This is a genomic window from Streptococcus oralis (assembly GCF_003943385.1).
Classification (GTDB): Bacteria; Bacillota; Bacilli; order Lactobacillales; family Streptococcaceae; genus Streptococcus; species Streptococcus oralis_CA.
Window position 1 is genome coordinate 38522 of sequence record NZ_RJPI01000010.1, and the last position, 23772, is coordinate 62293.

Annotated in this window: 16 protein-coding genes and 1 pseudogene; 1 reads left to right on the forward strand and 16 read right to left on the reverse strand. The window is 40.3% G+C overall.

From position 1 onward, the window contains the following. Positions 1-31: 31 nt before the first annotated feature. The 3 genes from D8803_RS07665 to D8803_RS07675 form a co-directional block, all read right to left on the reverse strand. Positions 32-6115: a ZmpA/ZmpB/ZmpC family metallo-endopeptidase gene (locus D8803_RS07665; RefSeq protein WP_131200755.1), complete on the reverse strand. Its 6084-nt coding sequence runs from the start codon at positions 6113-6115 to the stop codon at positions 32-34. Between the two features lie 2 nt (positions 6116-6117). Beyond that, positions 6118-6681, reverse strand: a complete 564-nt coding sequence (locus D8803_RS07670; RefSeq protein WP_131200756.1) for a TIGR01440 family protein — start codon at positions 6679-6681, stop codon at positions 6118-6120. 243 nt (positions 6682-6924) lie between these two features. Next, complete coding sequence (locus D8803_RS07675) at positions 6925-7665, reverse strand: MerR family transcriptional regulator (RefSeq protein WP_131200757.1); 741 nt, start codon at positions 7663-7665, stop codon at positions 6925-6927. A 250-nt stretch (positions 7666-7915) separates the two neighbouring features. On the opposite strand from D8803_RS07675, the pseudogene D8803_RS07685 reads away from it, so the two are divergent. Continuing rightward, a pseudogene (locus tag D8803_RS07685) lies at positions 7916-9275 on the forward strand (sodium-dependent transporter). 20 nt (positions 9276-9295) lie between these two features. Here the strand turns inward: D8803_RS07685 and manA are convergent. The 13 genes from manA to D8803_RS07750 form a co-directional block, all read right to left on the reverse strand. Then, on the reverse strand, positions 9296-10240 hold the full coding sequence (gene manA / locus D8803_RS07690; protein ID WP_125844930.1) for a mannose-6-phosphate isomerase, class I: 945 nt from the start codon (positions 10238-10240) through the stop codon (positions 9296-9298). A 255-nt stretch (positions 10241-10495) separates the two neighbouring features. After that, complete coding sequence (locus D8803_RS07695; protein WP_001291473.1) at positions 10496-10756, reverse strand: SemiSWEET family transporter; 261 nt, start codon at positions 10754-10756, stop codon at positions 10496-10498. A gap of 217 nt (positions 10757-10973) precedes the next feature. Beyond that, positions 10974-11321, reverse strand: coding sequence for a VOC family protein (locus D8803_RS07700; protein ID WP_131200759.1), 348 nt, complete (start codon positions 11319-11321; stop codon positions 10974-10976). 23 nt (positions 11322-11344) lie between these two features. Next, positions 11345-13144, reverse strand: a complete 1800-nt coding sequence (locus tag D8803_RS07705; RefSeq protein WP_131200760.1) for an NACHT domain-containing protein — start codon at positions 13142-13144, stop codon at positions 11345-11347. A gap of 332 nt (positions 13145-13476) precedes the next feature. Continuing rightward, a complete protein-coding gene (spxB, locus tag D8803_RS07710) occupies positions 13477-15252 on the reverse strand; it encodes a pyruvate oxidase (RefSeq protein WP_084925169.1) in 1776 nt (591 codons plus the stop codon). A gap of 213 nt (positions 15253-15465) precedes the next feature. Next, the gene (locus D8803_RS07715) at positions 15466-17688 is read right to left on the reverse strand and encodes a heavy metal translocating P-type ATPase (protein WP_131200761.1); all 2223 of its coding nucleotides are present in this window, start codon (positions 17686-17688) and stop codon (positions 15466-15468) included. Between the two features lie 9 nt (positions 17689-17697). Further along, entirely contained in the window at positions 17698-18069 is a 372-nt protein-coding gene (locus tag D8803_RS07720) for a cupredoxin domain-containing protein (protein WP_131200762.1), read from the reverse strand. 10 nt (positions 18070-18079) lie between these two features. Beyond that, complete coding sequence (locus D8803_RS07725; RefSeq protein WP_131200763.1) at positions 18080-18475, reverse strand: CopY/TcrY family copper transport repressor; 396 nt, start codon at positions 18473-18475, stop codon at positions 18080-18082. Between the two features lie 162 nt (positions 18476-18637). Then, the gene (lctO, locus tag D8803_RS07730; RefSeq protein WP_125413349.1) at positions 18638-19774 is read right to left on the reverse strand and encodes an L-lactate oxidase; all 1137 of its coding nucleotides are present in this window, start codon (positions 19772-19774) and stop codon (positions 18638-18640) included. Positions 19775-20017: 243 nt separating this feature from the next. Beyond that, positions 20018-20650 (reverse strand): orotate phosphoribosyltransferase, encoded by a 633-nt coding sequence (gene pyrE, locus D8803_RS07735; RefSeq protein ID WP_131200764.1) that lies wholly within the window; start codon positions 20648-20650, stop codon positions 20018-20020. 42 nt (positions 20651-20692) lie between these two features. Then, positions 20693-21394, reverse strand: coding sequence for an orotidine-5'-phosphate decarboxylase (pyrF, locus tag D8803_RS07740; protein ID WP_001209287.1), 702 nt, complete (start codon positions 21392-21394; stop codon positions 20693-20695). 190 nt (positions 21395-21584) lie between these two features. Beyond that, positions 21585-22703, reverse strand: coding sequence for a cell division protein FtsQ/DivIB (locus tag D8803_RS07745; RefSeq protein ID WP_131200765.1), 1119 nt, complete (start codon positions 22701-22703; stop codon positions 21585-21587). A 9-nt stretch (positions 22704-22712) separates the two neighbouring features. Continuing rightward, entirely contained in the window at positions 22713-23771 is a 1059-nt protein-coding gene (locus D8803_RS07750) for a UDP-N-acetylglucosamine--N-acetylmuramyl-(pentapeptide) pyrophosphoryl-undecaprenol N-acetylglucosamine transferase (RefSeq protein ID WP_131200766.1), read from the reverse strand. Position 23772 lies beyond the last annotated feature (1 nt).

Below are 23772 nucleotides of genomic sequence, written 5' to 3' on the forward strand. Positions count from 1 at the left end.
AAGCTGATCCACCTTTTTAGTCATTTCGACTTTATAACGATGCTTTGGCAAATAAATTTCCAGAGAATCCATCTGATTTTTGAAGGAGCTGTTTGTAAACCTTCCATTTAAGGTCTTCAGTATTTTTATAATGATTCTTTATATTTGGATTTTCCATGCTATCTAGGTCTTTTTGAACAGCTTCATCAAATAAGGACTTCAACTCAGCATAAGTAGAGATAGATCTGCCATTGATTTCGATTGTAGTGAAGCCGTTTTGAGCTTTGTCATAGACTTCTTTATACCAATGTTTCTTCCATGCTTCAAGAGTATCAAATTGGCCATTAGAGACTTTCTTGATAATGAAGTCATCACCCAACAACCCTTTATTTTCCTTGTTGGCTTCCGCCTTATATTTGTTTGAAGCGTAACCAATAAATCCGTTAAGATAACCATAGTATCCCCACATACGGAAAGCATTATGTTTAAATGAAATCGAACCAACTGTACTCTTGCTAGTATTACCACCAAAGATACCCGACATCATATTTACCGCTTGGTAAGCACTGTCAAAACCTTCCGAACGATAACGTCCATTCCCTGGCATACCATGTTTTGTAACGAAGTTATGATCAACCAATTGATCAATGCTCGTAATCGTCAATTTCTTCTCATTATCCGTTAAATCACGTAATTTATCCCATTGATGTGGCTCGCCTTTCAGATTGTTTCGCTCAGCGTTCGTACGCCATTCTCGGTCCATCTTCTTGAACCACTTGCCGTTGTCGTCCAAGTGTTTTCCAATAACTGCATCTGCTTCTAGATGGTCCAGCATCATCAGAGCCTCGTTATAGTTCTTCATATAGTGATCAATTTCTTCACGGTTCTTTAACTTGTTTGGATCATAATTGTAGATTTGATTGCCATCATTCTGACGTTCATAAGCCATGTTCAAACCTAAGGCACCGTATTCACCATTTGGATTTGTCAACGATGGTGACTGGAGCATACCTTGCGCAAAGGACTCTAAGTCCGTCCCTTCACGATGATACCAACCGCCATAGTAAGCCATACGATCATTCACATGAGTCGTTTCATGCGTAAAGGCCGATGTACCAAAATCACTTATCAACTCTGTCATAACAAAGTAAACAGCATCTTGCTGATTTGGAGCGGCAAAGATATATGCGTAAGCACCATATCCATACTGATAGCCATGATATTTATGAATCCGTCCAAAAAACTCTCGAATCGGAGCATAATCTGGTTTCCCATCCTTATGACCATATCGGTTTGCCCAACCGATACCCGGCGCATCATGATTGTCCCAAACAGGTGTTGGAACACTATTTTCACTCTTGAGGAGCTTATTACGTACATTATCAGCAGCTAATTTTGACCAAAAGTCTAAGTAGTTCACCTGCTCTTTTGCTCTCTTATTGATCTCACTCTTGAAGGCTTCACGAGCCTCCTCAGTATTTTTACCATATTTTTCAAAAGCACTAAAAGAAATGGTATTATAGGTCGAAATCATGAAGAGATGCGAGTTATTCAAGTTTAATAGAGGCAAAATCATCCGACCATGAACGCCATTATTAATCCCTTCATACAGACGATACTTCTTATGAGCAAAATCGGGGTTCAATGATGGCTGTTCTATCACATAAGCATTCTTTTCAATCGCCTTTTTAAACCAAACATTCATATCGGTTTCATTTGTAAACAATTTCATGTTATATGTTAGAAACTCATGAAGGCTTCCTTTACCTGTAGCACCTGCAATCACTCGACTATACGCATCTTGGGATTGATCGCCCTTAAGATTATTCTCTTTTGAGCCGATAGTGATCAAGCGATCTAAGACATTCACGTTCTTACCATAAAAATCTGGTTTAAACATCATAATATCTTTGATCGACAAACCATCATATTTAATGCCATAGTATTGGTTCAAATAAGCGAGCCCCATCATAATGTTGGCCTTATTGTCTTCAACTTTCTTAATGAAAGCACGTTGAGCTGCTTCATCATCATTTAGTTGATGATCTTCATTTTCAACAATTTGTTTCACCAAGTTTCCAAGATTTTGTTTTACTTCATCAAAACTTTCTTCTAAGAATAAATCGCGAATGTAGCCATTTTTTCGTTCATCCGTGTTTTCTTGCGGTTTGTTCCGCTTGTCCATAAGAGCGCGCACTTCAGGAGAAATCAATTCTACACTGGATAATGTTTCTTTTGCCTTTGCAATCAAACCAGCACGATCTTTCACTAGCATATTTGGCGTATAAACGATATTCTGGTTGGTCACTTCGTACTCTTTGACTTGTTTTACATCAGAGTCAGCTTTGGCAGTAACGGCCAATTCTTCTTTGGTACCATCAGCATAGTGAATCATGATCTGATCAATAGCTGACAAGTCTGTTACAAACTGCCCATTTTTCAAACCAGTAACAGAAAGGACTTCTTTGGTCACCAAGTTTGAGCTAGCATCTAGTTTATTAGTCTGATTGACAATCCACTCCTTATTATAGAATGGTTGTAATTTTTCAATATTGCGATAGGCAAGTTCGCGGTCAGCTCTGTAGTCTTGAATGGCCTTGTACTCGTCTTCACGGTGTGTCAAACGGTTTAATTTATCTACAACAGGCTCATTGATTTCATACTCATGCGCTGTGATTCCCAAAGCAGCAATTTTCTTGTCTGCTTCTTCTTGCGAAATAGGCTTAATACGATGCTGTTGTTTAGAATATCTATATGAAGATTTGCCTTCACTCACACCAGTAACAACAAAGTTTCGGTTTAAGCGGTCACCTGTCCAATAAGGATCATCATCAATATCAGATGAGCCATAGAAAATCTCACCGTTCTTAACTTTCATCATTGAAACAGTGTCTTCAACGGAGCCCAAGGCATTTGTACTGCCTACAACGCCACCCGCGCTAATAGGTTCTCTGACATCGATAGTACCTTTAGCTACAGATTTTTTAATGGCTCCGTCCCGATAAACTGCATGGTTGTCCCCACCATTTTGTGACCAATAGGCGATGCCAGCAACTTTCGCTTTATTACCCGTTATTTGTGCATCAACATAGGCCTTCTCAACAGAACCTTTCCAGTTTTCTCCAACAATTCCAGCAAGAAAGGCGCCTTGATTCCCACCAGAATGAAGCTTACCAATGAATGCCACATTTGTTAATCTGCCGTTATTATCAATTTTATTGATCAAACCTGATACGTCATTATTTCCGACAACTGTACCCGTTACTTTCACATTATTGATCGTTGTGTTTTTTACAACAGCAGCCAAGGGAGCAACTCTATTGGCCCATGGCATATGAATGTTTACCTTACCAAGGTTAAGGTCATGGATGTGGGCGCCTTCGGTATCACCTAATAGTGGACGTTCCAAGTTATGAATCGTGTATCGCTGACCGTCCACACTTGATAGCTTGCCTCGGAATTTCGTCGTTACATATGATTTACCAGCTGCAGGAACATTGACCGCATTCAAGTCTGCACCAATTTTAAATTCACCAGATGGATTGGCCTGCATAGCTTTTACAAGTTCATTGAAATCGTAGTAGACATTCTCTTCATGAGTTTTTGGTTTGGCAAAATAATGGGTGTATTCCTCACTGAGCTGGTTACCATCCGTATGCTGAACAAGGTCAGGCGCTTTGGCAGTGACCTTATAAAGCGTTTTCCCATCGACTGTCACTTCTTCAATTTTGTCAATCGCAAGACGCGTCATCTTATTATCACGTGTAGCAATTTTTAGATAGTAAGGTCTTACATCACTTGGAACAGAGGTTAAGAAGCTGCTATCCGTTTCTACGCCATTGTCGTCAACACTTATGAGGCTTGTTTCTTTTATATTTTTAACTTCGACCTTTTTTAAATCAATTCTCAGTGGTTCTTCTTTGAGAATTTCTTCCTCGTTTCCTTCACCACGATCATAAACCATTTTTGTTTCGAGTTTATAATCCTTGTAATACTGCAAATCTGTTAGAGTTGCAGTCAAGTTATCCGGTGAAACCGTCATGGTTTTCACGACTTCGTCGCCTTTTTTCAGGGTTAAAGTGATCGATTTAATCGCTGCCTTACTTGGATTTTCCAGATTATAATGAATCTGAGATGAGCGTTTCAAATCCTGAATATCAACCCTTGAAAAAGTCAACACTGGCTTTTCGAAGTTTTTGGTACCTAGTTTAACAATACGGTCTTGGGCTAACTCGATGACCTGTTCAAGAATTTCAGGCGCTTCCTGCGTCTTGATTCCTTTGATGGTCTTGTAGGTTTTGATAACCTTTTTCTGACCGTCTTTTCCTTCTTGGACCGTAACTTTATCGCCCTTTTTCAATTGCGCGTCTTCTTCGACTATCTCTTTAAACGGAATTTTTTCAAGACTTTCTTCTACAAGAGTTCCTTCTATTGGTTTCGTACCACGACTTATTTTTTTAGTGATTGGTTTTTTGATGACAGTGGTTGTTGTATTTAAAACTTGGTCAGTCTCAACACCTTCGACAGTTTTATAAGTCGTTTTGGTAACTTGGATCCCTTTTTCACCGTTTTGAACCACTGTTTCTTCGTCAGTGTATTTTGTAGGGTCATCAATGATTTCCGTCTGGTAGTCAATCTCTGCGATTGTGTCTTTAGTAATTGTTCCTTCAGTTACTGTATATTCTGGAAGATCCTCTTGAACAAGGGATTCGCCTTCTTGACCGGATTCCTGAGTACCTTTGCTTTCAAGCTTTTCAGTATAGGCTGGCAAACTATCTTGAATTAGAGATTGACCTTCTTGACCAGTTTTCTGAGTACCTTTGCTTTCAAGTTTTCCAGTATAGGCTGGCAAACTATCTTGAACAAGGGAGTCACCTTCTTGACCAGTTTTCTGAGTACCTTTGCTTTCAAGCTTTTCAGTATAGGCTGGCAAACTATCTTGAACAAGGGACTCGCCTTCTTTACCAGACTCCTGAGTACCCTTGCTTTCAAGTTTTCCAGTATACGTTGGGGAATTGCCTTGAACGAGGGAGTCGCCTTCTTTACCTACTTCTTGAGTGCCCTTGCTCTCAAGCTTTTCAGTATACGCTGATAAACTATCTTGAACAAGGGAGTCACCTTCTTTACCAGACTCTTGAGTGCCTTTGCTTTCAAGCTTGCCAGTATACGCTGGCAAACTATCTTGAACAAGGGACTCGCCTTCTTTACCGGATTCCTGAGTACCCTTACTTTCAAGTTTTCCAGTATAGGTTGGTAAACTATCTTGAATTAGAGATTCGCCTTCCTTACCAGTTTCCTGAGTACCCTTACTTTCAAGCTTTCCAGTATACGCTGGCAAACTATCTTGAACGAGAGATTGGCCTTCTTTACCGGATTCCTGAGTACCTTTGCTTTCAAGTTTTCCAGTATAGGCTGGCAAACTATCTTGAATTAGAGATTCGCCTTCCTTGCCAGCTTCCTGAGTGTCCTTGCTTTCAAGTTTTCCAGTATAATCTAGGGCATTGTCTTGGACTAGAGATTTCCCTTTTTTAGAAAAACTAGCTACTTTTGTGTCAATTCCTTTAAAATAACCAATATACTCATATCCTTCAATATCAATCACACCTTTCGTTAGTTCTTCATTTGAGGCGGCCGAGATCGTTTGATTGTAAGAAAGTAATTCTTTATTCTCAGAGGCAAAAGTAGCAAAAGGAATGAAGTTGCTGACACCAAGAGAACCAATCAAAAGCACTCCAAGAACTTTCTGACGCTGTTTTTTAGACACCAAAAAAACAGCTAAAGATGCTGTTGCAAGACCAAAACCTGCTAAAGCAAATTCTTTACTTCCTGTATAGGGAAGTTGTTGACTGTTAGTTGCCTTCTTGCGATAAACCACATAAATAATATCTTCATCTTGAAATTCTGTAGGAACTTCATGATGAATCAAGGCTTTTTCAGACTCGGTTAATTCTTGCTCCGTCAAATATCTATAATGGACTGAATTCACTTCAGCTAATTCATCTGCTTGGACTTTACCAGTTAATAACAAGCTGGCACCAACAAGAAAGGCCCCGATTGCTACAGGACCAACTCCAACAGTCAATTTACGAATAGAATACTTTAGGTTTTTTTGAAACTGTTCTTTTCTCTTTTTCATTCTCATATCTTTCTAATAGAATCTTGTGGATACTGGGCACGCGCACCTCCGATGAGTTTTGGGCGACTAGCTAGAGCTGTTACATGAGCATGCCCAATTTCTCTCAAAAGAGGGCGAATCGGAACCTGAACATGCTTAACATGCATACCAATTGCGGTATCTCCGATATCAATTCCCGCATGAGCCTTGATAAATTCCACCTCAACAGGGTCTTTCATAAACTTAAATGCAGCTAACTGACCCGAACCGCCTGCATGAAGAGTCGGAAGGACACTGACGATTTCCAGACCAAACTGCTCTGCCACCTGACGTTCAACGACCAGGGCCCGATTGACGTGTTCACAGCCTTGAACAGCTAGGTGAATTCCTTTTTCCTCTAGGATATCTAGGATGGTTTTCACAATGATTTCGCCAATTTCTTGGCTTGATTCTTTGCCTATATGGCCGCCTAAAACTTCGCTAGAGGATAAACCTAGGACAAAGAGGCTTCCTTCACGCAATCCAGCCTTTTCCAAAACATCTTCAATTACCTGCTGTGTTTCTGTTTTAATTCTACTTTTGTCCATCACTCTTAACCTCATTTTTCTCCTACTATCATATCTTTTTTTACTGATTTTATCAAGGCGAACTAATCACTCAGAGTTGACAATGCAAAAACTTTAAAAATGAATTTTCTTTTAGTAACAAAGTAAAGAGTCTGGGACCAGGATGCTTTTCAAAAAGATAACAACTAAAATGACCTGTCCCCTAAAAAAGTTAAATAGAAGATTTAGCTTTTTTAGCGGATCAGGACAAATCTCCAGCGATGCTTATGTTATCTGAGTTTGAACATAGTGTGCAATGACATCTGATGTGTACTGGGCTGTTCCAGGTCCAAATTTGTCAATGTTTTCCTTAAACTCTGGATTGTAGACGTATCCTTTACCGATATGACCGAAGACTTCAATAGGGCAGTCAAATCCATAAGTACGAATGGCTTGCAAGAGCTTAGCTGCCTCTTCTTGATTTTCGGCTGCTGTTTCAGGCAGACCAGCTTGAAGGTTTTGTGCCAAGGCTTGAAAAACTTGGTTGAAGGCGGCTGTGGCCTCGTCTTCGCGACCTTTTTGGCGTTCAAGCGCTTGTCCCATGACTTCTTGACCATATTTCTCTACCGCCTCTTGGTGGTATTTTTGATTGTCTTGATAGCTAAATCCAGTGAATTTTTCCTCAATCGTCATTTTTCTTTCTCCTTTTTGTTCTTGAATGGTTTTTTGCAAGGTGGAAATCAAAGTATCCAGATGTTGCCTTTCTCGAGTCAAATAGTCCAACTGCCTGGTCAAATGGGGCAATAAATCTGTCCTTTCTTCCTTTAACAGCTCTGCTATTTTTTCTAAAGAAAAGCCTAGATATTTATAATACAGAATGACCTGAAGGCGTTCCAAATCCTCTTGACTGTAGGTTCGATAGCCATTTTCCGACTTTAACGGAACCAAGAGTCCTATCTTATCGTAGTGGTGCAGGGTCTTGACAGAGACACCTGAAAGCTGCGCAGCTTCTTTGATATGGTACATGATTTCCTCCTTACAAGGATAGTATAACCCCTCCCCTTAGGTCAGAGTCAAGTACTTTTGCGAAAATTTTTTAACTTTTTGAGAAAACTGTGAAAACTTGAAAATGGTTTTCTTGACAGACTTCAGAAAACATGATAGGATGGTCAAGTCTATCAATCAAACAGAAGGCTCATAAAGAGCCATTGAGAGAGGGCTATTTGACAACTCAAGTAGCCTTTTCTTATTTGAAAAACAAAATTGGAGTTTAACTATGTCAGAAAAATCGCAATGGGGCTCGAAACTTGGCTTTATCCTAGCATCTGCTGGTTCAGCCATCGGGCTTGGTGCCGTTTGGAAGTTTCCCTATATGACTGCTGCTAATGGTGGCGGCGGCTTTTTACTGGTCTTTCTCATTTCTACCATTTTAATTGGTTTTCCACTCTTGCTGGCTGAGTTTGCCCTTGGCCGTAGTGCTGGTGTTTCGGCTATCAAAACCTTTGGAAAACTTGGCAAGAATAACAAGTACAATTTTATCGGTTGGATTGGTGCCTTTGCCCTCTTTATCCTTCTCTCTTTTTACAGTGTTATCGGAGGATGGATTTTAGTTTATCTAGGCATTGAGTTTGGGAAATTGTTCCAGTTTGGCGGAACGAGTGATTATGCTCAGTTATTTACTTCAATCATTTCAAATCCAGCCATTGCTCTAGGGGCTCAAGCTGCCTTTATCTTGTTGAATATCTTTATTGTATCACGTGGGGTTCAAAAAGGGATTGAAAGAGTCTCGAAAGTCATGATGCCTCTGCTCTTTATCATCTTTGTCGTGATCATTGGACGCTCGCTCAGCTTGCCAAATGCCATGGAAGGGGTTCTCTACTTCCTCAAACCAGACTTTTCAAAACTGACTAGCGCTGGCCTCCTCTACGCTCTGGGACAATCCTTCTTTGCCCTCTCACTAGGGGTGACAGCCATGCTGACCTATGCTTCCTACTTGGACAAGAAAACCAATCTGGTCCAATCAGGGATTTCCATCGTAGCCATGAACATCTCGGTATCCATCATGGCAGGACTAGCCATTTTCCCAGCCATGTCAGCTTTCAACATCCAGTCTGAAGGGGGACCAAGCCTGCTCTTTATCGTCTTGCCCCAACTCTTTGACAAGATACCTTTTGGAACCATTTTCTACATCCTTTTCCTCTTGCTCTTCCTCTTTGCGACGGTCACTTCCTCTGTCGTGATGCTGGAAATCAATGTGGGCAATATCACCAACCAGGACAACAGTAAGCGTGCTAAATGGAGTGCTATTTTAGGAATCTTGACCTTTGTTTTTGGTATTCCTTCAGCCCTGTCCTATGGAATCATGGCAGATGTTCACATTTTGGGGAAGACTTTCTTTGACGCTATGGACTTCTTGGTTTCCAATCTTCTCATGCCATTTGGAGCCCTCTGCCTTTCTCTCTTTACAGGCTATATCTTTAATAAGGCTCTTGCTATGGAGGAACTCCATCTTGATGGAAGAGCATGGAAACAGGGACTTTTCCAAGTATGGCTCTTCCTTCTTCGTTTTATCATTCCTATCATCATCATTGTGGTCTTTATCGCCCAATTTATGTAATCAAAAAGGACTTGAGTAATGAACTCAGGCCCTTTCTTTTTATGGATGGCTAACAATCAATTCCAAGCCTTGCCCTTCCAAGGTCCAAGCTTCAACATCACTTGGTAGGATAAAGTGGCTGCCTTTTTGGATTGGATAGTTTTTTCCTTCAACAGTCAGTTGACCTTGACCAGCTAAGACGCTGAACAGGCTGTAGTCAGCTGTCTTTTCAAAGTCAACTTTTCCAGTAATTTCCCACTTGTAAACTGCGAAGAAATCATTGGATACAAGAAGAGTGGAACGCAAATCATCTGCTTTGACAGTTACAGGACGGCTATTGGCAGGCTCTCCAATGTTCAAAACATCGATGGATTTTTCAAGGTGAAGTTCACGCAAGTTACCATTATCATCCTTACGGTCAAAGTCATAGACACGGTAGGTGGTATCGCTAGACTGCTGGGTTTCAAGAATCAAGATACCTGCACCGATAGCGTGCATAGTTCCACTTGGTACATAGAAGAAATCACCAGCCTTGACAGGGACTTTTGTTAATAAACCATCCCAGTTTTTATCTTCGATTTGCTGGCGGAGTTCTTCTTTTGACTTGGCATTATGACCATAGATAATCTCTGAACCTTCGTCTGCTGCGATGATGTACCAGCACTCTGTTTTTCCGAGCTCGCCTTCATGTTCTAATCCATAGGCATCGTCTGGGTGAACTTGGACACTGAGCCAATCGTTGGCATCAAGAATCTTGGTCAATAGCGGAAACACAGGTTCTGGACGGTTACCAAACAATTCACGGTGTTCTTCATACAAGGTAGCTAGGTCTGTTCCCTCAAAGCGCCCATTAGCGACCTTTGAAACCCCATTTGGGTGAGCTGAGATAGCCCAGTATTCTCCGATTTTTTCACTTGGAATGTCATAGCCAAACTCATCACGTAGCTTGGTTCCACCCCAGATTTTTTCTTGCATAACTGATTGTAAAAATAATGGTTCTGACATCTTATTCTCCTGTCTGTTTTTCTCACTTCATTATAGCAAAAAACCAGGTCTTATTGAACTCTTTTTCACACATTATAAAGTAGGGAGAAGATTTTATAAAAATAGTGACGAAATAATCTTTTACTTGATGGAGGAACCCCTAAAGCAGCACTCAGAAAGCTCGCTGTCAACGGCTGTTTTCCTCAACTCTCATTAGACTTCCTTTACTTGAGAATCTATTTTTATGTACAAAAAAAGACTGAAACCAGTCTTCTTTTAAATCAAAGCTGTGATAGCCGTTACTAGGCCAAAAACGATACCTGGAGCATTAGCAGCCGCAAGGGGGATATCTCTTTCCTTTTTGAAAAGACCGTAGTAAACCCATAGACTACAGTTGATGGCTGCGACCAAGGGTTGGATGAAGTTTCCTTTTTGACCAGCTAGATTGTTCATGATTTGTGGGAAGTAAGAGACATACATCATAACAGACATAAAGGTCGCTACCCAACCCAAAATTTTCATTTGTTTTTCAGACATTTTCAAAACCTCTTTCATTTTTATGAATCATATTTTATAATCTTTCTTCAAAACAATCAAGACTTTGAAGCTTTTGTTATGAAGATGTAAACTATCACAATCTTGTGATAAGAAAGAGGAAACAGAAAAAGACCGGATTGCTCCGATCTTTTAATAATTCACATTCTCAATTTCTGTTTTAAAAATAGCTAAGGTTAACGTCAAATGATTAAGCGCCCTACTTCATACGATAAAAATCAATCACTAGACCAGCAGGTCCCTTAACTAGCAGCGACTCCGTACCCCAATCAGTTACAGTCGGACCGTGTAAAATGTCGGCACCAAGCTCTTTCAACCGTTGGTAGTTCTGGTCTACATCCTCAACCTCAATGTGAAGAATGATGCCTGACTGAAACTTTTCCAAAGGAATCAAATGATTTTGAGACAACATAAGACAGTGACTGCCAATCGTGAACTGAGCAAAACTGTCATCAACATAATCAGACTTTTTATCCAAAATACGCTCCAAGTCAGCACAGACTTGAGGAACATCTGAAACGATAAGATCTAATTGATTTAAATTCATTTGTATACACCTGAATAGATTATTTATAGTTCCTCTATGATACTAGCTACCTTTCGTTTTTTCGTTTTCATATTATGTGTAGATTCATATATTTTATATATAAATTCAACTTGATTAGATAACCAAGAGAACATATTTACAAATTTTTCTTCACCAAATAGCTCTATTCCTTCGTTAATATTCATAAAATAAGTGTGTTCTCTTTTTTTCGAATTAAAAATCTCATAATCCTCTTTTGAAACGAAATCTTTTTTATCATTCTGGTACTTATTCAATCGAGTTAATAGTATTAAACCATTACATAAATATTTATCTTTAATATACAAACTACCCCTATATTTTTGATTTTCTTCTTGTTCTTCAATAGAAAATCTATCAAATAATGTTTTTAAAAAAATTAGCAGACCTTCTTTTTCATAAAGTTTAATAATATTTTCCATAACAGGTTTTAGAATAATATAGTTTACTTTTTCATTTTGCAAATCAAACAACATGTAAAAATATGAATCCGTTTGTATTGTTGAAGATTCTCTGAGCCATCCATCTAATAGTTTTTCTTGAGTAATATCGGGTAATTTACAAGTGTACCATGCTGAAAAATATTCTTGAAAAGAGCGATGAGAGAATCTATATTCTAGTCCTTCTTTCACAAGCATACAGACAGAATGCACTAAATCTTCCTGAAAGTCATCAACATTAAAACTAAATTTGTCTTTGAATTTTTCTTTCGCACTATTAATTAGTTCATGTAATCTTGTTTCAGAAAATTCATATTCTCCTTTAAAGTATGATTTAAAGCAAATGTAGGAGAATACAAGTTTAAAATCCTCACAACTTAAACCACTTCGTATATCTCTTACAAATGAATCTTTCGTAGCATCATGTACATTAAATAGAGTTACAAATGCTTCCTCGTAAAAATCATTTAAACGCTCAGGAATTGACGCATGTTTTTGGAATGTTAATAACATAATTGTCAATAATAAAGGATTAGAAGCAAATGATTTATATTTTTCATACAATTTCTTATCTAATTCCTCAGAAAATATTGATTTTGCCGTTTCATCAAAATCAATCTTATTAATTAGACTCAACGCTTGTTCTTTAGTTAATGGTAATGACTCAAACTCACTAAAATCTGACCATCCTATAAATTCTGTTGATGGTCTAGAGGAAACAAAAACTTGGTTTGATGCATACCTTTCACAGAAATCCTTAATTGCTTTAGTAATAGAAGCTTTCTTATCATGGTGAATTTCATCAAATCCATCTAAAAAAATTATGTAAGCACCTTGTTCTAAGCTATCATCAAAATACTTTCTTTCCAACCTAAATCCATTTGATACCAAAGTTTTAAATATTAAATTTGAAATATTTAATTCTTTATTCTCTAAAGTATTCAAACTTCTTAATTCGATAAATACTGGAATAAAATTTGTAACTTCCATCGAATTCAAAAAAAGATGTTTAAACAATATTGACTTACCAATTCCACCAGTTCCTGTAACTAAAATTTTACTATCAATTTCTAATAAATTATTAATATCAGAAGAAGAGAGTATTTGACCTGCATAAGATATACCTGTAGCTTCATAAAAAGAGTATAGATCTTTTCTTTCTCTCCTATAAATAATAGTTTTTATTTTCCCATATCTGTCCTTTGTATTTTTTAGATAATCTTCATATGCTGTTCTATATTCAATAGCTGCACTAGCATCAAGATCTTTAAAATAACTTTTAATTTTTTCCCAACCTAGAGTAATTCCACTCTTTACTATATCAGTTGTTACACTAGTTACTATAGCTTTCCCGTCAATATCCATGTTAATCTCCTTTTTAATTTCACTATTAATCTTATTTTATCATAAATAAAATTTTCCAAGAAAATTTTTAATATGCCATAGGTCTATTATATCACTATTTACAAATATATATGAATATATTTTATCTTGAGACCTTAATATGCAAAGAGTCTGGGACAAAAGTCCGACTTCAAATATAAAAAGCGAACAAAATCAGTTATCTGACACTCAGAATTCTGTCTTGTTCGCTTTTTTGTCTAATCTATCGATTTTAAAAATTTATAATAAAGAATTCCTAAAATCAAAATCTTTTTGTCCCAGACTCTTTTAAATAACAATTTTTCTTAGAGGAATTATTTAATTGCGCGTGATTGCAATCCTTCTTCTTCCAAGAAGAGGCGGAATGGTACGAGTTCTTCTGCTTCGTATTTTTCCTTGAAGGCTTTGATTGCTTCTTCTGAGTGAAGTTTTGGATCGAGTTCAAGTACTTCTACTGGAAGTGGACGATGTTGAGAGATGCGAGCATCGATCACAACAGTTTTACCTTCTTTATTGAGTTTCACAGCTTCTGCAACAACTGCGTCGATGTCTTCGATACGATCAACTGTAAATCCTACAGCACCTTGCGCTTCAGCGATTTTCGCGTAGTCCGCGTTAGGGAAGTCACAACCAAACAAGTGTTTGTTTGTGTCTTCGTATTTGTCCTTGATGAAGGCATATTTACCATTTGAGAAGACAACGTTGATAACTGGAAGGTCGTATTGAACGTTTGTGATCACGTCTGGGTAGCACATGTTGAATGCACCGTCACCCATGATGTTCCATACTTGGCGATCTGGATTGTCTTTCTTAGCAGCGATACCACCAGGAAGGGCAATACCCATTGTCGCAAAGAGTGGAGATGTACGCCACATGTTCTTAGGTGTCATGTGAAGGTGACGAGTAGATGTTTGAGTAGTGTCACCTACGTCGATTGAGTAGATTGCGTCTTGGTCAGCATGTTTGTTGATAGCATTGTAGACTTGGTATAATTGCAATTCACCCTCAGTTTTACCTTCGAGTTTGTTCATGTAATCACGCCAGTTTTGGTTGTTCTTAACGTTTGCACGCCACCATGGAGTAGACTCAACTGCGTCTACCTTATCAAGGATAGCTTGTGCTGCTTGACCTGCATCACCAAGGATAGAAGCGTCAAGGGCATGACGTTTACCAAGTTTGTAAGGGTCGATGTCCACTTGGATGAATTTTTCAGTGTTCTTGAAGGCTTCGTAAACTTCAGCAAATGGGAAGTTTGAACCAAGGAAAAGAACTGTGTCTGCTTCAAAGACCACTTCGTTGGCTGGTTTCCAACCAACACGGTAAGCAGAACCTGTCAAACCTTCGTAGTTCCATTCAAAAGCTTCAAAGTTTTTACCAGTTGTGATGATTGGTGCTTTGATTTTACGTGACAATTCAGTAATGACTTCACCAGCTTTAACACCACCATAACCAGCGTAGATAACTGGGCGTTCAGCATTATTCAAGATTTCAACAGCTTTGTCGATTTCAACTTCGTTCAAAGCAGGAGCGATGAATGAACGTTCGTATGAACCTGAACCGTAGTATGAGTTTTCGTCGATTTCTTGGAAACCGAAGTTTACTGGGATTTCAACAACAGCTGGACCTTTTTTAGAAACTGCAGCACGGCAAGCTTCGTCAATAACTTTTGGCAATTGCTCAGCGTATGCTACACGTTTGTTGTAGACAGCGATACCATTGTACATTGGGTTTTGGTTCAATTCTTGGAAGGCATCCATGTTGAGTTCGTTGACTGGACGTGATCCAAGGATAGCAAGGAATGGAGTGTTATCCATAGCTGCATCGTAAACACCGTTAATCAAGTGAGTCGCACCTGGACCACCTGAACCAACTGCAACCCCGATTGAGCCGCCAAATTTAGCTTGCATTACCGCTGCAAGGGCACCTGTTTCTTCGTGGCGAACTTGCAAGAAGCGGATATCTTTGTCTTCAGCCAAAGCGTCCATGAGTGAGCTGAGTGTTCCTGATGGGATACCGTAGATTGTGTCTACGCCCCATGTTTTCAATACGTTGAGCATTGCTGCAGATGCAGTAATTTTCCCTTGAGTCATAATGATAACTCTCCTTCAAAATAATTTCATACATTTACAAAAAGCGCTTTTATATGTTGTTTGAAAGCGATTCAGTAAATTTACAATCCTAATTTACCACATTTACTTTGAGTATCCTAAGAATGTGCTCAGAAGTTTTCATTCTCTATTACAGCACAGATTGAAAACGCTTCGCAGAACTGTTTTATAATAAAAAAGCGAGCAAGCTCGCTTTTAGTCTATTTTACTAAAGTTTAGCATGAGTGAACTGGTTAAAACAGATACAGAACTAAAGGCCATGGCTAGACCAGCCAGTTCTGGATTGAGAGCCAATCCAATTCCTGAAAAGACTCCTGCTGCAACCGGAATTCCGATAACATTATAGATAAAGGCCCAGAAGAGATTGAGCAAGATACGATTGAAGGTTCTCTTACTCATATCAAAGGCTCGAACCACTCCTGTCAAATCATTGTGAGTAAGAACAATCCCTGCTGACTCAATAGCAATATCGGTTCCTGCACCCATGGCAATCCCGACATCTGCTACACTGAGGGCTGGCGCATCATTGATGCCATCTCCGACAAAGGCTACTTTACCAGCCTGTTGCAGTTGATGGATTTCATGAGCTTTTTCTTCTGGCAAGACACCAGCAATAACCTCCTCAATGCCGATCTGATCTGCAATGGCACGCGCGACACCTGCATTATCTCCTGTCAGCATAACTGTTCGGAGACCACATTTTTTCAACTGACTGATGGCGAGCTTGGCATTTTCCTTGGGAATATCCTGTAGGGCAAGCAAGCCTTTGATTTCATTGTCAACAGCCAAGTACACAACTGTCTTAGCTTCTTTTTCCAGTTCTTCAAGTTTTTCCTGATAAGCACTAGAAATATCCATTCCATCTAGCATTTTAGCATTTCCAAGCAAAACTTGTTTCCCATTGATTTGTCCTGAAACACCTTTTCCATGCAAGGCTTGGAAATTTTCTACAGTATGAAGCTCAAGTCCTGCTTCAGTCGCTCGCTTGACAATGGCTTGAGCCAATGGATGCTGAGAGGCGTCTTCTAAAGAGGCAGCTAAGCCGAGCACTTCTATCTCGTTGCCAATGATATCAGTGACAACTGGTTTTCCTTCCGTCAAAGTCCCTGTCTTATCAAAGACGAGAGTTTGGACTTTCTGGATCTCCTGTAAGACGGTTCCATTCTTGAGGAGAACTCCCATCTTGGCACTACGCCCTGTCCCTACCATGAGAGCCGTTGGTGTTGCAAGACCTAGGGCACAAGGACAGGCAATGATCAGAACTGCCACCCCATAAAGTAGAGAGGCCACAAAGCTAGCACCAAGCAAGACAAACCAAATCCAAAAAGTTAAAATCGCTAAAATGACAACTGCAGGAACAAAAATCCCTGAAATCTTATCCGTCAAGTCTTGAATTGGTGCGCGGCTGGTCTGGGCTTTCTTCACAAAGTCTACAATCTGAGCCAAGACAGTCTCTGAACCAACTTTTTCCGCCTTAAAGACAAGAGTTCCACTGTTATTAATCGTTGAGCCAATAACGGTATCTCCCACCGTTTTGTCCACTGGCAGACTCTCACCTGTCACCATGGATTCGTCAATACTGGAGACACCTTCGACTACAACACCATCAACCGCAATCTTTTCTCCAGGTCGCACTCGAATCAGATCACCTACCTTGACTTGCTCCAAGGGAACTTGAACATAGCGATCATCACGCAAGACTTCTGCAGTTTTAGCCTGCAAGTCTAGTAATTTCTCTACAGCTTGGGAAGTATTTTTCCGCATTTTTTCCTCAAAAACGGCTCCCAAAAGAACGAAGAAGAAGATAAATGCAGCACTTTCAAAGTAAACGGGGAGACCAGCGAAGAGGGCAACTAGGCTATAGAGATAGGCCACTAGGGTTCCCAGCGCCACCAAGGTATCCATGTTGGCATTGTGCTTTTTAAAGCTGGCCCAAGCGCTCTGGATATAAGGACCACCGGCCACTAGCATGATAGGTGTTGTAGCTAGAAAGGTGCCCCAATGCATGACTGGATGACTAATAGTCCCTGTCAACATCCCAATCATAAGGAGAACAAGAGGCACTGTAAAGATACTAGTAATCCAAAAACGTTGCAAAAGTGACAAAGATTTTCGCGTCTTCTCCACTACGGTATAGCTTCCCTTTTGCATCTTCATACCACAAGAAAATTCATGCTCACCCAACTCTTGAGGTGTAAAACGAATTATCTTCTCTTCATCTACGCCGATTGGTTCCAAGATGCCTTCTTCTTCAAAAAGGATTTCCTTGTAACAGTTTGAAGGAGTGGCACGATGAAAGGTAATCTCAGCTGGAATCCCTTTTTGAAGCTGGATATGGGCTGGATGATAGCCTTTTTCAGCTGTGATACGGATTTTTTGAATGCCATTTTCTAGGCTTGCTTTTACAATTTCAGTCATAGTCTCCTCCTACTCCACAATCATCTTGCCGTGCATCATGTTCATACCACATGCAAATCCAAACTCTCCAGCCTGCTCAGGAGTGATTTCCACTACATACTCTTCCCCCATAGGCAGGTCCGCATGCACACCAAAGTCTGGAAAAACAATCTGATCCAGACAGGGTGAAGGGTCCTTACGGTCAAAGACAATGCGTGCTGGCACCGATCTCTTGAGAATAATCAACTCAGGCGTATAGCCACCCATGACTTCCACTCGAATCTCTTGGTAGCCCTTTTTTTGCTGGGCCTTTTGTCCAGATTTTTCAGGCTTTTTGAAAAACCAAAACAAGATAAACGCGATAAGGGCAATACAAATAATGGTTACAATACTATTTAACATGACGTCTCCTTTACATACAATTACATCTTACTTCTGTTACAGCGCTTGATTTCTTCTTAGAAATCACAGCTTCTAAGTCTTCCAAGTCAGCCTGAGTAAAATCACATTCAGCAATCAAATCAGCCAACAAGTTCTTAATCCTACGGGAACAAACCTTGTCCTTGATATCTTGGACAAGTAAATCCCGACTTTGGTCCAAAGTTAAAAGGGCTGAATAGACAAAGAACTTGCCCTCTTTTTTCCTAGTCAAACACTCTTTCTCAACCAGACGAGCCAAAAGTGTCTGAACCGTGGACTTGGACCAGTCAAACCGCTCTGCCAGAACCCTGATCAAATCCCTACTGGTCTGTTCGCCCTGCATCCAAACAATCTTCATAACTTGCCATTCTGCATCTGAAATCTGCATAATCACACCTCCTAAATCTACATTTGTAAATTATAGTTCTAAGTATACTATCAAAATCTACATTTGTCAACTATAAAAATTGATTTTTATATAACACTAGAAATGTTAAACACATTCCAAAACATCAAAAACCTCCACATCAGGTGGAGGCCGTCTTACTTATCAATACAATTTCAAGTCACGTGGGTCAACTGGGAAGGTTGGATTGTATGGGTTATGACGGAGTTTGAAGTGTTTGACATCCTCAATAGTCTGAGTTCCAGACAATTGCATGACTGTCTTTAATTCTGCATTCAGGTGCTCAAAGACTTGACGCACACCAACACTACCACCAAGAGCCAAGCCATAGATTACAGGGCGGCCAATGGCTACCAAGTCTGCTCCTGAAGCCAAGGCTTTAAAGACATGCTGACCCCGACGAACACCAGAGTCAAAGACGATTGGCACACGTTTATCAACTGCTTCAGCCACTTCTTGAAGTGAGTCGAAGGCAGCTGGTCCACCGTCGATTTGGCGACCACCGTGGTTGGTTACCCAGATACCAGAAGCACCTGCAGCAAGCGAACGTTCAACGTCCTCACGGCATTGTGGTCCCTTGATATACACAGGAAGTCCTGAGTATTCAGCGATAAATTCTACATCACGTGGAGACAAGCGTTGTTTAGCTGATTTGTAAACAAAGTCCATTGATTTACCAGCACCTTCTGGTAGGTATTCTTCAACAATCGGCATGCCAACTGGGAAGACAAAACCATTACGCTTATCTACTTCACGATTCCCCCCCACAGTAGCATCTGCTGTCAAGACAATCGCTTTATAACCTTCAGCCTTCACACGGTCCATGATGTGGCGGTTAATCCCGTCATCTTTACTAAAGTAAAATTGGAACCAATGGGGTGTACCTTGAAGGGCTTCTGTAATTTCTGGAAGGTCAACAGTAGAGTAAGAGCTGGTTGTATAAAGCGAACCGAACTCATGCACACCACGCGCAGTCGCCACTTCACCCTGTTCGTTTGCCAATTTATGGGCCGCAACAGGCGCCATAATGATTGGTGAAGACAATTTTTCACCTGCAAATTCAATCTCTGTGCTTGGATTTTCAACATCACAAAGAGTATGAGGAACAATAAGTTTGTGGTTAAAAGCACGGATGTTCTCGCGTAAAGTGAAAGTATCCTCTGCTCCACTAGCGATATAACCAAAGGCAGCTTTAGGAATGACTTGTTGCGCCATTGGCTCCAAATCATAAGTGTTAATAAAATCTACAGGTCCTTCTGCATTGCTTGTTTTATATGACATAAAGTGTCCTCCTTGTTAAGTAAGCGTTTACTTTAACTTACATTAACTATCTTACCTCTTTTTCAGAATCCTTTCAAAAATTTTGTCTGGAAATTTCAAACTGATTATCTGAATATGCCCCAAAAAAAGAGAGGACTCTCATTCTACCATTATCCTATATTCTTCTTTACCTTTAGGGAGCTTTGTTTTATTGCCCACATATAAAAAATCAGATAATCCTAGTGACTACCTGATTTTCTACTTTTAAGCGTTTTGCCAATTTTCTTGGTCTTCTTTAAAGCGTTTTAAGAGAGCTAATCCCTCTGGTGTGATATAACCTTCTTCTTGAGCTAGGTGGATGAGCTCGCTGTAGTTTGAGAGAGTCACCAGTTTCACGCCTGCGTTTGCAAAGTTCTTATCTGCTTTTGCTAGTTGATAACTAAAAATCGCTACGACACCGAGAACATCTGCTCCTTCACGCTTGGCAGCTGCTACCGCTTCGAGAACTGAACCACCAGTTGAGATCAAGTCTTCTACAATTACCATTTTTTGCCCCTGAGCTACGCGGCCTTCGATCTGGTTTCCGGCTCCATGGTCTTTTGGTTTGCTACGGATATAAGCAAATGGTAGGTTCATCTTGTCCGCGATGATAGCTCCATGTGGAATCCCTGCTGTCGCAGTTCCTGCAATCACTTCAACCTCTGGAAAGGCTACTTTGATAGCATCCACAAAACCATTTTCAATCAAGGTTCTAGTTTCTGGGTAAGCTAGGGTCACACGATTATCCGTATAGATAGGTGACTTAATACCAGATGCCCAAGTGAAAGGCTCTTCTGGTTTGAGATAAACCGCTTGAATTTTCAATAGATGGCTAGCAATGTCTCTAGCAAGTGTCATGGTATACTCCTTCTTATCCTTAAATCTATAATCAAATACGCTTTAGACCCAATCGCGTGTCCATTCTTCCTTGATAGCATGGTAGGCTGCTACAGGGTCTTCTGCCTGTGTGATAGGACGGCCTACTACAATGTAATCACTACCGATTTGATAGGCTTGACCAGGGGTCACTACGCGTTTTTGATCCGCTGCTTCAGCACCTGCTGGTCGAATACCTGGTGTCAAGCAGATAAAATCTTCGTTTGTAGCTTCCTTGATGAGTTGGGCTTCTTGGGCTGAGCAAACCACTCCATCCAATCCAGCTTCAGCTGTTTTCTTAGCATAGTGAATTACTGATTCTTGCAGACTAGTTTGGATATTTTGACAGTCTTGCATCTGTTCCTCGGATGTTGAGGTCAATTGGGTCACCGCGATAAGAATCCCTTGATCACCAAGGCCTTCACGCGCAGCCTGCATCATTTCAAGCCCACCTGCAGCCTGAACATTGGTCATATCGACACCCAGACTTGACAAGATTTTCATGGTTGACTTGACTGTATTTGGAATATCATGCAACTTGAGATCCAAAAAAACACTATGTCCCAATGATTTCAAATAACGCACAACTTCGGGCCCTACTGCATAGTAGATTTCCATTCCTACCTTGACATAGAGTTTTTCCTCTGCTGGAAAAAGGGCTAAAAATTCTTTGGCTTCCTCGAAACTTGGAAAATCCAGAGCAATGACTGGGCGACTCTCACGCATTCTTTTCTCCTATTCTTTGCTAACAGTCCATTACTCAAAAAAAGGAACCTGCTAGCAGCTAGGTTCCACGAAAAACGGGTAGTTTCCACCCTTTTACTGTCTAACCTTAGCTGCCTCTCTGGACTGCTTTAAAAGTTTTCTACTATTCTATTATTTATAACGACACTTGTCAAGTAAAAACTGAAGATTCTTATTCTTGTTTCTTTTCTTCAGCTTTTTTTTCTTCCTGTTTTTTCTTCTCCGCTTCTTTAGCTTCTTGTTTGGCCTTTTCCTCAGCTTCTTCTAAACGTTTATCAGCTAGGCTGGTGCTATAGATTCCTGCCTCCATATCGATGAAGCTCGGTTCTGCTAGTTGTGGCTTAATTTTGCTGTAATAAGGCAATTTCTTACTCAACTCTGACAAGGGAACTACTATTTCATCTGTATCCTGCATAGTAATTTTTAGAAGATCGGCTGTTGCCTTGCTTGGCGCTAATTCGATTTTCTGGATTTGACTCTTGATATCCTCACTGATGGTAGACAATCCTGTTATCAGCTCTTTCACCTGCTGCTCATCGTTAAAGGTGACTGTTAGGTAGGTCTCAGGCAGATTCAAAAGGTTGACAGGGCTTGAGTCAATTGTTCCACTAGATAGGATTGGATAGTGGTCTTCACCTGTCACATAGTAGCCAACAATCTCAAATTCTTTGACTTCAATCGTAAAGTTTGTCGGAAATTTGTAGTCAATCTTTGCTGACTCTATCCAGTGATTAGACTTGATCTGCTCAGCGTATGTTTCCTTATCCAACAATAGGGCTAAGGTATAGTCGCTGTCCTGAATCCCAGAAACTTGTTTAATGTCATCCGCTTGGGTCTGGACATTTCCCTTAACCTCGATATGCTTGATAGTCGAAAGAGGGGTCAAGAGATAGATAGAAAGGAGGAGAACCAGAACACTCGGTACCAAGATACTCACAGCTCGCCAAATATGAATAGGAGCAATTTTAGGCTTGGCAGGTTTTTCTGATTTTTCTTTTTTCTTCTTTTCTTTTTCTTCTTTGACTTTAGGATCATCCTTTTGAGTTTTCTCAGCTTTCTCGGAGGGTTCCTCGCTTGTACTTGAGGCTTCCTCATCTGACTCACTCGAGGATTTCTTGGCCTCCTCTAACATCTTAGAGTTTTCCTCCATTCGAGCTTGTTTTTCCTTTTCCTTCTCCTCAGCTAGGGCAGCTTCTTCCTCAGCCTTCTTCTTCAGGTATTCCTGGTTTCGTTTCTGCCATTCAGACAATTCTTTCTTAGGGTTTGATTCTTTGTTCTTATCCTTTGACATTGATATTCCTTATGCTAGGTCTTTTCTTAGTAGATCGTAAAAATCTGCAAGAGATTTCAATTCAGTCGAAGCTTTCATACTAGCTTGGTACTGATCCTTGTGACTAAGCAAGTGACTAAGTTTCTCCTCCAAGCTTTCCAAGGTCAAGTCACTTTCTTGAAGTTCTTCTGCGTAGCCTTTCTTAACAAAGTAGGCTGCATTTTCAATCTGGTCTCCTCGACTTGCTTCACGACCCAATGGTACGATGAGATGGAGTTTCGCCATGGCCAAGAGCTCGAAAATCGTATTGGCACCGCCACGCGTCACCACCACATCTGCCATCTCCATCAAGGGTTGATAGAGATCCGTCACATAATCAACACGAAAGAGATTTTGACTCAACTCATTGAGGCTTGAATCTCCAGTTAAATTGATAATATTGTAGTGCTCTGTCAACTCTTTTTTATGGTCTGTCACTAATTGGTTAAATACACGAGCTCCTGCAGAACCTCCGACAAATAATACGGTTGGCAATTTAAGATCAAAGTGGGTTTGGATATCCACCAATTCATCTGGTTCAGGAGTTTTTTGGTCCGAAACCTTGGTCACTGCTCCCACATGCTCGACTTTTGCGAGACCAGCAGCCTGCTCAAATGTTGAATACATCTTGGTCGCGAATTTATAGGCAATTTTATTGGCCAAGCCCATAGATAGGTCCGATTCGTGAATAAAGACAGGCACTCCTGACACCCGCGCTGCGATAACCGGCGGTACAGAGACAAATCCCCCCTTTGAAAAAAGAGCCTGTGGACGCAGTCGTAACATGATAAAGAGGGATTGGACAATTCCCCAGCCAACTTTGAAGACATCCAGCATATTTTGCCAAGAGAAATAGCGACGCAACTTCCCAGTCGCAATGGAATGGAAGGTCACGTCCAGACCTGACTTGAGGATTTCTTGGTGTTCGATTCCATGCTTGTCACCGATATAGTGAACTTCCCAGCCGTCTTCGATGAACTTGGGCATTAACAAAAGGTTGAGGGTGACGTGTCCAACCGTCCCCCCACCTGTAAAGACAATTTTTTTCATA

Excerpts from the sequence above, each read along its gene's own strand:
- D8803_RS07665 (WP_131200755.1), bottom strand. The coding sequence starts at position 6,115 with ATGAAAAAGAGAAAAGAACAGTTTCAAAAAAACCTAAAGTATTCTATT.
- D8803_RS07670 (WP_131200756.1), bottom strand. The coding sequence starts at position 6,681 with ATGGACAAAAGTAGAATTAAAACAGAAACACAGCAGGTAATTGAAGAT.
- D8803_RS07675 (WP_131200757.1), bottom strand. The coding sequence starts at position 7,665 with ATGTACCATATCAAAGAAGCTGCGCAGCTTTCAGGTGTCTCTGTCAAG.
- manA (WP_125844930.1), bottom strand. The coding sequence starts at position 10,240 with ATGTCAGAACCATTATTTTTACAATCAGTTATGCAAGAAAAAATCTGG.
- D8803_RS07695 (WP_001291473.1), bottom strand. The coding sequence starts at position 10,756 with ATGTCTGAAAAACAAATGAAAATTTTGGGTTGGGTAGCGACCTTTATG.
- D8803_RS07700 (WP_131200759.1), bottom strand. The coding sequence starts at position 11,321 with ATGAATTTAAATCAATTAGATCTTATCGTTTCAGATGTTCCTCAAGTC.
- D8803_RS07705 (WP_131200760.1), bottom strand. The coding sequence starts at position 13,144 with ATGGATATTGACGGGAAAGCTATAGTAACTAGTGTAACAACTGATATA.
- spxB (WP_084925169.1), bottom strand. The coding sequence starts at position 15,252 with ATGACTCAAGGGAAAATTACTGCATCTGCAGCAATGCTCAACGTATTG.
- D8803_RS07715 (WP_131200761.1), bottom strand. The coding sequence starts at position 17,688 with ATGACTGAAATTGTAAAAGCAAGCCTAGAAAATGGCATTCAAAAAATC.
- D8803_RS07720 (WP_131200762.1), bottom strand. The coding sequence starts at position 18,069 with ATGTTAAATAGTATTGTAACCATTATTTGTATTGCCCTTATCGCGTTT.
- D8803_RS07725 (WP_131200763.1), bottom strand. The coding sequence starts at position 18,475 with ATGCAGATTTCAGATGCAGAATGGCAAGTTATGAAGATTGTTTGGATG.
- lctO (WP_125413349.1), bottom strand. The coding sequence starts at position 19,774 with ATGTCATATAAAACAAGCAATGCAGAAGGACCTGTAGATTTTATTAAC.
- pyrE (WP_131200764.1), bottom strand. The coding sequence starts at position 20,650 with ATGACACTTGCTAGAGACATTGCTAGCCATCTATTGAAAATTCAAGCG.
- pyrF (WP_001209287.1), bottom strand. The coding sequence starts at position 21,394 with ATGCGTGAGAGTCGCCCAGTCATTGCTCTGGATTTTCCAAGTTTCGAG.
- D8803_RS07745 (WP_131200765.1), bottom strand. The coding sequence starts at position 22,703 with ATGTCAAAGGATAAGAACAAAGAATCAAACCCTAAGAAAGAATTGTCT.
- D8803_RS07750 (WP_131200766.1), bottom strand. The coding sequence starts at position 23,771 with ATGAAAAAAATTGTCTTTACAGGTGGGGGGACGGTTGGACACGTCACC.